Annotated in this window: 11 protein-coding genes; 8 read left to right on the forward strand and 3 right to left on the reverse strand. The window is 70.3% G+C overall.

All coding sequences use genetic code 11. From position 1 onward, the window contains the following. The 3 genes from Mterra_RS14645 to Mterra_RS23180 form a co-directional block, all read right to left on the reverse strand. A partial coding sequence (locus Mterra_RS14645) for a hypothetical protein (protein ID WP_176582540.1) occupies window positions 1–1,205 on the reverse strand: 1,205 nt, incomplete at its 3' end. Between the two features lie 71 nt (window positions 1,206–1,276). Further along, window positions 1,277–1,729, reverse strand: a complete 453-nt coding sequence (locus Mterra_RS14650; RefSeq protein WP_119315849.1) for a hypothetical protein — start codon at window positions 1,727–1,729, stop codon at window positions 1,277–1,279. Between the two features lie 51 nt (window positions 1,730–1,780). Next, window positions 1,781–5,005 (reverse strand): UvrD-helicase domain-containing protein, encoded by a 3,225-nt coding sequence (locus Mterra_RS23180; protein WP_119315850.1) that lies wholly within the window; start codon window positions 5,003–5,005, stop codon window positions 1,781–1,783. A gap of 86 nt (window positions 5,006–5,091) precedes the next feature. Here Mterra_RS23180 and Mterra_RS14660 point away from each other — a divergent pair, with 86 nt between their 5' ends. The 8 genes from Mterra_RS14660 to Mterra_RS14695 form a co-directional block, all read left to right on the forward strand. Further along, window positions 5,092–5,493, forward strand: coding sequence for a hypothetical protein (locus tag Mterra_RS14660; protein ID WP_119315851.1), 402 nt, complete (start codon window positions 5,092–5,094; stop codon window positions 5,491–5,493). 84 nt (window positions 5,494–5,577) lie between these two features. Beyond that, complete coding sequence (locus tag Mterra_RS14665) at window positions 5,578–6,972, forward strand: phosphohexomutase domain-containing protein (RefSeq protein WP_119315852.1); 1,395 nt, start codon at window positions 5,578–5,580, stop codon at window positions 6,970–6,972. Window positions 6,973–7,034: 62 nt separating this feature from the next. Further along, entirely contained in the window at window positions 7,035–7,544 is a 510-nt protein-coding gene (locus Mterra_RS14670) for a hypothetical protein (protein WP_119315853.1), read from the forward strand. After that, window positions 7,534–8,025, forward strand: coding sequence for an N-carbamoyl-L-amino acid amidohydrolase (locus Mterra_RS14675; protein ID WP_119315854.1), 492 nt, complete (start codon window positions 7,534–7,536; stop codon window positions 8,023–8,025). Before Mterra_RS14670 ends, Mterra_RS14675 begins: the two co-directional genes overlap by 11 nt. Before the next feature lie 115 nt (window positions 8,026–8,140). Beyond that, a complete protein-coding gene (locus tag Mterra_RS14680; RefSeq protein ID WP_027893514.1) occupies window positions 8,141–8,422 on the forward strand; it encodes a hypothetical protein in 282 nt (93 codons plus the stop codon). After that, window positions 8,423–9,208 carry a nitroreductase family protein gene (locus tag Mterra_RS14685; RefSeq protein ID WP_027893515.1) on the forward strand — a complete coding sequence of 262 codons (786 nt, stop codon included), beginning with the start codon at window positions 8,423–8,425 and terminating at the stop codon, window positions 9,206–9,208. Window positions 9,209–9,277: 69 nt separating this feature from the next. Beyond that, entirely contained in the window at window positions 9,278–10,312 is a 1,035-nt protein-coding gene (locus Mterra_RS14690) for a type III polyketide synthase (protein WP_027893516.1), read from the forward strand. 32 nt (window positions 10,313–10,344) lie between these two features. After that, the coding region (locus Mterra_RS14695) for an isoprenylcysteine carboxyl methyltransferase family protein (protein ID WP_245971643.1) at window positions 10,345–10,983 on the forward strand (639 nt) is incomplete at its 3' end.

Here is a 10,983-nt window from a genome sequence, read left to right on the forward strand (position 1 = left end):
CCCGGCGCGGGCCCCGGCAGCCCCGCCCCGGCCCGCAGCCGGTAGGGCCCTACGGCGTATTCGGCCCCCAGGTGGAAGCTGCCGTCGGCCGAGGAGAAGTCGGCGCCTATGAGGAGGCTCCCGCCCTCCAGGGGAAGCCGGTAGGCGCCGTTGAGGAACACGGCCGGGGTGAAGCCCGCGCTCTGGCGCACCGCCGGCGCCTCGCTCGAGCTCCCGTCCTGCACGGTGACCTCGGTGCCCGACCAGCGGGCGAAGCCCACCAGGTTGCGCACCCCCAGGCCGAAGGTGAAGCCCTGGTAGTCCACCACCACCCCGGCGTCGGCCCGCACCCCGAAGCCCGTGCCGTTGCCGGGCACGCTGTAGAAGTAGCGCACCTCGTACTCGGTGCCGTTGGGGTTGCCGTCCTGGTCGAAGGTGGGCCGGGCCGTGGCCTGGGCCTCGAGGTAGCCCAGGCCGTAGAAGCCCTCCCCGCGCACCCCGGCGTAGACCTTCCCCTCGAAGCCGGGGATCTCCGGCAGGGGGACGGCGTAGGCGAGGTTCAGCCCCACCGCGCCCAGGGCGTTGGTGCGCCCGGTAAGGGCACAGGGCGAGGGGTCGGCGCTCCGGCAGCGGGCGAGGTCCCCGCTCCGCATGGCCTGCTCGAGGTCCTGGCTGGCCTCCACGCTGAGGCCGCCGAGGCCGAGGACGAGCGCGAAGCCGAGGTCCAGCCCCGGCACGCCGGTCGGCAGGGGGATGCGCACGAGCGCCGGGGGCGTCAGCGCCGAGGCCGTACGGCCTCCCCCACCCACGCTGAAGTCGAAGTTCAAGGGGTTGCCCTGGCCGTCGGTGATGGTGATCGCGTCCTTCCCGATGGAGAAAACCACCTCGTCCGGGCTGCGCGCGGGGTTGAAGAGGAAAGAGTCGAGGTGGGTGAGCTGGTCGTAGAAGCTGAGGGCGTCGAAGCGCTCCTTGAAGGTCTGGCGGTCGTAGAAGTAGCCCGGGGCGTTGGTCTCGGGGAACAGGGGGAGGAGCAGCCGCAGGAGGCCCAGCGGCAGGCGGAACCCCTCCCCCTCCGCGTAGGTGGAGGGGTAGGCGGCGTAGGCCGGGTTGTACGGCGCGGCCCCGGGGCCGGGCAGGACCAGCCCGCCCAAGCCCTGCTGGCGCACGCCCTGCGCCGCGGCCATCGCCGAACCGATCGCCAGAAGGAGCAAGATCCGCTTTTTCATGGGGCCTCCCTTAAAGGGATTCTACAAAACCCCGCGCCCTCGCCGGCGGAGCATTACCCCGGGCGGCCCGTTCAGACGATGCGCAGGTGGGCCACGAAGCCCACGCGGAAGAGCGTGAAGGTGTCGGTGCCCAGGAAGTGGGCGACCTCGAGGTAGGGCCGGTAGCCCCGGTCGGGGAACTGCACCCCCGCGCTCACGAAGCCGTACCAGGTGCGCCCCAGCGCGAAGGTGATCTCGCCGTCGCCCCCGCGCACCGTGATCCCCGCGCCTACGCCCCCGCCGACGTAAGGGCGCACGATCAACTCGATGGGCAGCACGTAGATGACCTCGGCGGTGAGGATGAGCCCGTTGGGGCCGCCCACCACCAGGTTGGCGCGCGCGTCGAGGGGCGAGCCGTCGAGGTAGACGCCCAGGTTGCCCGCGAAGTTGCCGTAGGGGCCGTTGCGCACCCCCACGCCGAAGTCGAGCCCGCTGGCGAAGGAAATGCCGAAAAACACCGCCAATGCCGTCAGCCATCCGCGCATAATCCACTCCCCCGCGCGTTCTCAGGGGGCCGGCCCGCGAGAACGATCGACTCAGTCTATACGCTCGAGGCCCGCGAACTGAACCGCCAATTTCTTTAACCCGACGCCGGGGAAGTGCACGGTGACCTCGGCGCCGAGCGCCGCCACCACCGTCCCCTGGCCGAAGCGCGGGTGGCGCACCTTCTCCCCGCCCTTGAACACGCTCAGCGGCTTCTTCTCCTCCGGCGCCTTGGCCGGGCGGATCACCACCGCCGGGCCGCCGCTGCCGAAGGCCGAGACCTCCTCCAGCAGCTCCGCGGGCACGTCGGCGAGGAAGCGGCTCTCGCGGGTGTACTCGCGCTTGCCGTAGACCTCGCGCTCCTCGGCGTAGCTCAGGTAGAGCGTCTCCTGGGCGCGGGTGATGCCCACGTAGAACAGCCGGCGCTCCTCCTCCATGTCCTCGAGGCGGCTCTGGCTGTTGCGGTGGGGCAGCAGGTTCTCCTCCACGCCCACCAGGAAGACCACCGGGAACTCCAGGCCCTTGGCGTTGTGCAGCGTCATGAGCGTGACCTGGTCCTGCGGGGCGTCGGGGTCCTCGAGTTTACCGTCCTGCACGCGCTTGGCCGGCTCCTCGGCCGAGGCGGTGAGGGCGATGGTGTCGAGGAAGTCGGCCAGGGTGCCGCCCACCTCCTCCTCCCAGTCGCCCGCCGCGCGCAGCAGCTCCTCGACGTTGGCGATGCGGTCCTCCCCGTCGGGCTCGGCGCGGAGGGTCTCGAGGTAGCCGGTCTCGTCGAGCACGCGCTTGAGGAAGTCGCGGGGGCCGGTGTCGTAGGCGGCCTCGACCAGCTCGTCCACCAGCTTGACGAAGGCCTCGACCTGCTGGGGCCGGCTCACCACGTCCTTGGCGTGGCGGAAGGCCTCGAGCGCGGAGATCCCCTGCCGCTGGGCGTGCTCGAGCAGCTTGCCCACCGTGCTCGCCCCGATGCCGCGCGGGGGGGTGTTGACGATGCGGCGCAGGGAGAGCGCGTCGAGGGGGTTGACGGCCACGCGGGCATACGCCAGCAGGTCCTTCACCTCGCGGCGCTCGTAGAAGCCCACCGCCCCCACCAGCTTGGCGGGGATGCCCGCGCGGCGCAGGTGCTCCTCGAGCACCCGCGACTGCGCGTTGGTGCGGTAGAGCACGGCGATCTGGCCGAAGTTGCCGCGCTTGGCGATCTCGCGGGCCACGAAGGCGGCCTCCTCGCGGGCGTTGGGGGCCCGGAAGAGCCTGACCTTGTCGCCTGCGCCCTTCACCGGGCGCAACGTCTTCTCCAGCCGCGCGGTGTTCTTCTCGATGACCGCGTTGGCTACGCTGAGGATGGCGGCGGTGGAGCGGTAGTTGGCCTCCAGGCGGAAGACCTTGGCGCCGGGGTAGTCCTTGGTGAAGCTCAAAATGTTGTTGATGTCGGCGTTGCGGAAGCCGTAGATCGAGTTGTGCACCAGCACGCCGTCGGCCAGGTAGGTGTGGTGGGTGTCGAGCTCGAGGTCGTAGACCGGGCCGTCGTAGTCGGCCTGTTCCACCGCCTCGACGGCGGCCTCCCGCAGGGCCCCGCTGTCGTCCTGCAACAAGACCTTCATGCCCGGGTGCAGGTGGGACAGCGGCATCAGGTGGTAGCTGCGGCCCCCGATCAGCATCTTCCGCACGATCTCCATCCCGCCCAGCCGGGCCACCGACTTCGCGAGGGCCAGGGCCTCGGGATAGCTCACCCGAGCGGTCTCGAGGCGGTAATCTCCCCTGCCGTTGGAACGCACCGCGAAGCCCGCCCTGCCCAGCCGCTCAGCCACGTCGGCCCGGACGGAGGACCACTGGACGCGGTGCAGCAGCCGCCCGCCGGGCCGCCGGTCGCCGTACACGGTGAGGTTGAGGCTCTGGCGGTTGAGGCCGTTCTGCGGGCGGTGGTGGGGGAACTCCGGGTGGAGCCACAGGTCCTTCATGAGCCGCCGGGCCCCCGTTTCGGTGTCGAGGTCCCGGTACAGGCGTTCGAACCAGGGCTCGTCCATCTCGAGGCCCCGCCCCTCCCCGTGGAACAAGACGGTGGGCAGGCCGTAGCGGGCGGCGAAGAGGGCTTCGTGGTAGCGGGCTTCCGCGTAGCTGGGGACCACCTTGAGCAGCCAGAGCTTGTCCCCCCGCTCCTGGTTGAGCCGGACCTTGAAGCCCAGCTCCTCGAGCCCCGCGTCGTTGGAGCGCAGGCTCTTGGTCAGGCCGACCCGGTAACCCCGGTCGTGCCGGTACATCAGGTAAACGAAGTAGCTGCCCGCCTCCGGCGCCATCCGGACCGGGACCAGGTGGTGCGGCGTGCCGCGGAGGGTGGCGCCCCCGGCCCGCACCCTCCACAAAGGCCCCCGGTAGCTCCCCCGCTTGACGTACCCGACCCGGGCCGGGGCCAGCCTGCCGTCGCCCGAGGCCGCCAGGACCTCGTGCCCGGCCTCGAGTTCCGCGATGGGGCGCAGCCCTTGCGGGGTGTGAACCAGGGTGTCCGGCGGCAGGCACTGGTCGGGGTCCCCCACGACCACCAGGTTGGGCCCCGGCCCGCCCGCCTCGAGCGAACCGGCCAGCAGCCGGGTGAGCTTGTACTGCACGGGGTTGGTGTCCTGGTACTCGTCCACGTGGATGAAGCGGGCGCGCTGCTGCACCTTGCGCAGGACGTCGGGCTGCTCCTCGAAGAGCCGGATCGCCAGGAGCAGCAGGTCGTTGAAGTCCACGGCGCCCTGGCCGCGCAGGGCCTTCTGGTAGAGCTGGAAGACCTCGGCGGCCTGCTCCTTGGGCACGCCCGCCACGAAGTCGGGGGCCTCGCGCAGGAACTCGCTCACCCCGCCCAGCCGGTTCTTGATGCGGTCGAGCACCGCCCTGAACTGCCCCGGCCGCGCCTCGATGCCCAGGTCCTTGAGGATCTCCTTGAGCAAGGTGCCCTGGTCGTCGTCGTCGTAGACCACGAAGCCCGACTTGAGCCCCACCCACTCCCCGTACACCCGCAGGACGCGCAGGGCGGCCGAGTGGAAGGTGGAGACCCAGAGGTCCTTGGCGTGGGGGCCCACCATCTTCTCCAGGCGCTCCTTCATCTCCCCGGCGGCCTTGTTGGTGAAGGTCACCGCCAGGATCTCGCCCGGGTAGACCCGGCGCTCGCGCAGCAGGTAGGCGATGCGGTGCACCACCGTGCGGGTCTTGCCCGAGCCCGCGCCCGCCACCACCAGCGCGGGGCCTTCGAAGTGCAGCACCGCCTGTTGTTGGGCTTCGTTGAGGGAGGAAAGCAAGTCCATAACAGCCCTCGAAGTCTACCACCTGCCCTCGAGGGCAAAGGTAAGGCGGTCAGCGCGGCCACAGCCCCCGAAGGTAGACTGACCCCATGCCCAAAACCCTGCCCCTGCTGCTCCTGCTCGGCCTGCTCGGCGGCTGCAACCTCTTCACCTTCCGGGTGAGCGTGGCCCCCCAGAAGCTCACCGTCCCCCAGGGCGACCCCGAGGGCGCCACCGCGACCGTGGTGCTCGAGCGCGCCGCCGACTTCGCCGCCCCCGTCGTCTGCTCCTTGCGCCCCAAAGCGGGCGGCACCCTGCCCGGCGGCCTCACCGCCGCCTTCACCCCGCCCGTCCTGGAGGGCACGGCCACGACCGCCACGCTCCGGGTGACCGCGGCCGAGGCGCTCGACCCCCCCGTGAGCACGCTCGAGGCCCAGGTCTACTGCGAGTCGGGCTCGCTGTACAACTACGCCGACCTCACGCTCGTCATCCAGCCGAAACCCACCCGGTAAAAACGCGTCCTGCACAGCCTGCCGCCGAGGGCGGACGGCTTACGGCTGATGGCTACGGCTTTGCAGCCTTAGAATGTCCGAGGTATGGCGAGCATCAAGTTCGGCACCGACGGATGGCGCGACGTTATCGGCGCGAATTTCACCTTCGACAACGTGGCGAAGGTGGCCCAGGCCTACGCGGATTACCTCAACTCCCAGGGGGCGAAACGGGTGGTGGTGGGCTACGACACCCGCTTCCAGGCAGGGAAATTCGCCGAGCGGGCGGCGCAGGTGCTGTCCGCCAACGGCCTCGAGGTGCTCCTCTCCAAGAGCCACCTGCCCACGCCGGTGCTCTCCTTCGCGGTGTGGCACCTCAAGGCCGACGGCGGGGTGATGATCACCGCCAGCCACAACCCCCCGGAGTACCTGGGCTTCAAGATCAAGGGCAGCTACGGCGGGGCGGCGGTGCCCGCCCTCGTCGCCGAGGTGGAGAAGAAGCTGGGGGCCGAGCCCCGGGCCTTCGACCCCGCACGGCACAAGCTCGAGCGCTTCGACGTGCGCAAGCCCTACTACGACCACCTGATCGGCCTGCTCGACATGGACGCCCTGCGGGCCTACGAGGGCGTGCTCTACCACGACAGCATGGGCGGGGCCGGGGGCGGCTGGATCGCGGGCTTCGCCAAGCACGCCGGGCTCAAGCTCGAGGTGCGCGGCCTGCACGAAGTCCCCGACCCCATGTTCTACGGGGTCAACCCCGAGCCCATCCCCGCCAACCAGTTCACCGTCATGACCGTGCTCAAGGCCGAGGAGGGCCGCACCTTCGCCGCCGTCACCGACGGCGACGCCGACCGCATCGGGGCGGTGCTGGCGGGCGGGGCCAACTTCAACAGCCACCAGATCTTCGCGGTGCTGCTCAAGCACCTCGCCCTGCGCCGGGGCCTGAAGGGCCGGGTGGTCAAGACCTTCTCGGTCTCGCGGGTGGTCGAGCTGCTGGCGAAGAAGCTGGGGGTCGAGGTCCAGACCACCCCCATCGGCTTCAAGTACATCACCGACGAGATGCTGGGAGGCGGCGTGCTCATCGGCGGGGAGGAGTCGGGCGGCATCGGGGTGAGCCTCCACCTGCCCGAGCGCGACGGGATCTTCAACGCGCTGCTGCTGCTGGAGGCAGTGGTGAGGAGCGGCAAGGGCCTGGGCGAGCAGTTCGCCGAGATCGAGGCCGAGGTGGGCTTCAAGCACAGCTACGACCGCCTCGACCTGCACCTGCCCGGCATGGAGCACATCCGCGCCGTGGTGGAGAAGGTCTCGAGCCCCCGGCCCGTCGCGGGGCAGAAGGTGGTGGGCACGGACACCCTCGACGGGGTGAAGTGGCTCTTCGAGGACGGGGGCTGGCTGCTCTTCCGGGCCTCGGGCACCGAGCCGGTGCTCAGGGTTTACTGCGAGATGCAGTCGCCCGAGCTCGTCAAGGCCGTCCTGGCTGAGGCGAAGAAGCTGGTCGGCTAGCCCTAAGCTCACGGCGTACAGGCGCGTCAGGAGGCCGAGCGCTCCCGGTATGCTCTAGAGGGATGAGCCTCGAGACCTGGGAGCTCCTGAGCTACGCCGTCACGGTCATCGGGCTGCCCTTCGCCATCTACCTGTTCATCCACGAGCAGCGCAAGGAGCGCGACAACGAGGAGCAGGAGACCTACCAGCTCCTCTCCGACTCCTACACCGACTTCCTCAAGCTGGTGCTGGAGAACCCCGACCTCAAGCTGCGTTCCTCCGGGCGCACCGAGGGGCTGACGCCCGAACAGCGCGAGCGGATGCTGGTGCTCTTCGACATCCTGGTCTCGCTCTTCGAGCGCGCGTACCTGCTCGTCTACGAGCCCCGCATGAACCCCCAGCAGTCGCGCCGCTGGAACTCGTGGGAGGACTACATGCGCGAGTGGTGCCGCCGGGAGGACTTCCGCGACGCGCTGCCCGGCCTGCTCAGCGGGGAGGATTCCGACTTCGCCGATTACATCCGGCGGTTGGCCGCGGAGGAAGGCGCCAAGGCGGCGGCCTCGGCTAAAGTGGGTAAGCGAGATGGCCCGTAACTCCCCCTACCTGCGCGACTGGCGCCTGGCCGACCTCATCGCCGCCATCACCCTGATGGGCCGTTATCCCTACGCCAGCCTCAAGTGGCAGGAGTGGGAGTACCGCCTGGGCTCGCCGCGCAGCGCCGGCGACTGGCGCACGGTGTTCTACGAGCACCCCGAGTTCTTCCGCCTCTCCGACGAGGAGGAGGAGTGGGCGAGCCTGCGGCTGCGCCACGGCCTCGACCGCACCTACAGCGTGCCCCTGCGCCGCGAGCTCTCGGCCGAGGAGCTGCGGGCCGCCGAGTCGAGCGACGCGGCCTACAAGGACGTGACCCGCCGCCCCCTGAACCCCGACGAGATCGACGCCCTGGTCCGGACCGCCATCGACCTCCACGCCCGCACCATCGCCCACGAGCAGGAGCGGCGCTGGCTCACGCCGCTGCTGTGGAGCTTGCTGGGGACCATCGTGGGGATCGTGCTGCAGTCGGCGCTGCGCTAGAGGGGTTCGCCGCGACAAAAACATCCGCCGGCGAGGGCCGCCGCGTATCAAAGGGTGTGCGGTCTCCGTATCGCAGCTTGCAGACGCGGTCGGCCGCGCCGGTATGCTTAGGCCGATGCACCCCGTACTGGCAGTGGCTTTCGGGCTCTACCTGCTCAATTTAGCCGTGGGGGTGGCCGCGCAGTTGCGGCTTGCCCGCTTCGGGGTGTGGCACCACGTGCTCTATTTCGGGGTCTTCGCCTCGGCGGTGGCCGCGCTGGTGCTGGCCCGGGAGGCCTGGCTGGGGCTCACCGTGGCCTGCCTGGCCTACTTCCCCCGGGCCCGGCCGCGCACCTGGCTCCACCCGGCGCTGGGGGCCGTCGGCCTGATCGGGTATCTGCTCGCAGTGGGGGTGTGAATGGAGTTTCTCGAGGTCATCCGCAAGCGCAAGACCACCAACGGCCCTTTCCTCGACCAGCCCGTGTCCAAGGAGCACCAGCACCTCCTGATGGAGGCGGCTTCGCGGGCCCCCAGCCACTTCAACTCCCAGCCCTGGCGCTTCGTGCTCGTCGAGAACAAGGCCATCATCCACCGCATCGCCGAGCTGGGGGGCAGCTCGATGGAGCGCCTCATCGCCGAGGGCCGCTTCTTCGAGCGCTACCGGCCCTACTTCCGCTTCAGCGAGAAGGAGATGGAGGAGCGGCGCGACGGCATCCTCATCGACCAGTTGCCGGGGCCGCTGCGGCCTTTCACCCGGCAGATCATGAGCCCCGGCGCGCTGGGGCTGCTGCGCACGCTGGGGGTGCCGCGCGTGCTGGGGGAGGACAACCGCAAGCTGGTGGCGGGCTCTCCCCTGCTGCTGGCGGCGCTGCTCGACAAGCAGGAGTACCGTCCGGGCGAGCTCTCGGGCTTCTACAGCGTCTTGGGGCTGGGGATGGCGATCGAGAACGTCTGGCTCACCACCGTCGAGCTGGGCATGGGCATCCAGTTCGTCAGCACGCCGATGGAGATCCCCGAGGCCTGGGAGGAGGTCAAGCGGGTCCTCGAGGTGCCCGACGACCTCGAGCTCATGGCGGTGTACCGGCTGGGCTACGTGCCCCCCGAGAGGCCCCGCCCCCGCATCGACTGGAAGTCCGACCACCGCAAGCGCCTGTCGCAGTTCGTCTTCCGCGACACCTGCCGCACCCCCGAGCCCGACCACTGACATGCATACCCCGCGCACAGCCCCCGGTCAGGACGCCCTCAGCCCGCGCGGCTACCTTCGGCAGGCACCATGAACCCGCGGATCCTGGGCCTCGCCACCGCCAACCCGCCCTACCGGGTGCGCCAGCCCGAAGCCAGGGAGCTGGCCCGGGCGCTGTTCTCGAGGCTCAGCGGGGTCGAGCGCCTGATCGGGGTCTTCGAGAACACCGGCATCGAGGCGCGCTACGTCTCTGCGCCGCTGGGGTGGTTCGCCCAGGAGCACAGCTTCGCCGAGAAGAACCGGCTGTGGCAGAGCGTGGCGCTCGAGCTCGCCGCTCAAGCCGGTCAGCGGGCGCTCGAACGCGCCGGGGTCGCGCCGGGGCAGGTGGGGGCGGTGGTGCTGGTGACCACCACGGGCATCGCCACGCCGAGCCTCGAGGCCCACCTGGTGCAGGAGTTGGGCATCCCGCTCTCGGCGGTGCGCCTGCCGATCTGGGGCCTGGGCTGCGCGGGCGGGGCGGCGGGGCTGGCCCGGGCTGCCGAGTTGGCCCGGCTGCGGCCGGAGGGCTACGTGCTGCTGGTGGCGGTGGAGCTGTGCAGCCTGACCTTCGTCCGCGACGACCTCTCCAAGGCCAACCTGGTCGCCACCAGCCTCTTCGCCGACGGCGCGGCGGCGGTGGTGCTGGGCCCGGGGGAGGGCCCGGAGGTGGTGGGGGGCTTCTCGAGGCTCCTGCCCGGCTCCTACGAGGTCATGGGCTGGGACGTGGTCGAGCCGGGCCTGCAGGTGCGCTTCGCCCAGAGCATCCCCCACCTGGTCGAGGGGGAGCTGGGCCGTTTGATTAAGGATGGATTAGCCGCCTACGGCCTGAGCGCCGAGGACGTGGGCGTTTGGGCCCTGCACCCCGGAGGAAGCAAGGTCCTGGCGGCCTACCGCCGGGCCCTGCGCGTCGACGAGCGCAGCTACGAGGCCTCCTGGTGCACGCTGCGCCACTACGGCAACATGTCGAGCCCGACGGTGCTCTTCGTTCTCGAGCGCCTGCTGGGCAGGGTGGAGACGGGGACCCGGGGGGTCCTGCTGGCGCTGGGCCCAGGCTTCGCCGCCGAGGGTGTAGTATTGCGTTGGTAATGCTCACCCTGGTCTTTTTAGCTGTCGGGATCGTGGTAATCCAACGGCTGCTCGAGCTGGCCCTGGCCTACCGCAACCTCAACTGGGCGCTCGAGCGCGGCGCGGGCGAGTACGGCCGCGAGCACTACCCCTACTTCTTCCTGCTGCACGGCCTGTGGCTGCTGGGCATCCTCTTCGAGGGGGGCACGCGCCAGAGCCTGAGCCCGCTGTGGCCCGTCTGGCTCGTGCTGTTCCTGGCCGCGCAGTACCTGCGCTACTGGACCATCCACACGCTGGGCCCCTTCTGGAACACCCGCATCCTCGTCATCCCCGGGGCGCCGCCCATCGAGACCGGCCCCTTCCGCTACCTGCGCCACCCCAACTACGTGGCGGTGGCGCTGGAGCTGCTGAGCCTGCCCCTGATCTTCAACGCCTGGGTCACCGCGCTGCTGGCCACGGTGTTCAACGCCGTGCTGCTGCTGGGGGTGCGCATCCCCCTCGAGGAGCAGTTGCTCGAGCAAAACCGCAGCTATAAGAGCAACGCCAACCCCACCCTCCACGACCTCACCCGCCCCTTCCCCGGCTCGGCCGTGGCCGACCGCCTGTTCATCCGCCTGTACCGCACGCCCCTGCCCAAGCTGGCCTATCAGCTCACGAGCGGCCTGCGCGCGCTGATGGCCGCTGCCAAGGAC

The sequence above is a fragment of the Calidithermus terrae genome (genome assembly GCF_003574345.1).
GTDB lineage: Bacteria > Deinococcota > Deinococci > Deinococcales > Thermaceae > Calidithermus > Calidithermus chliarophilus.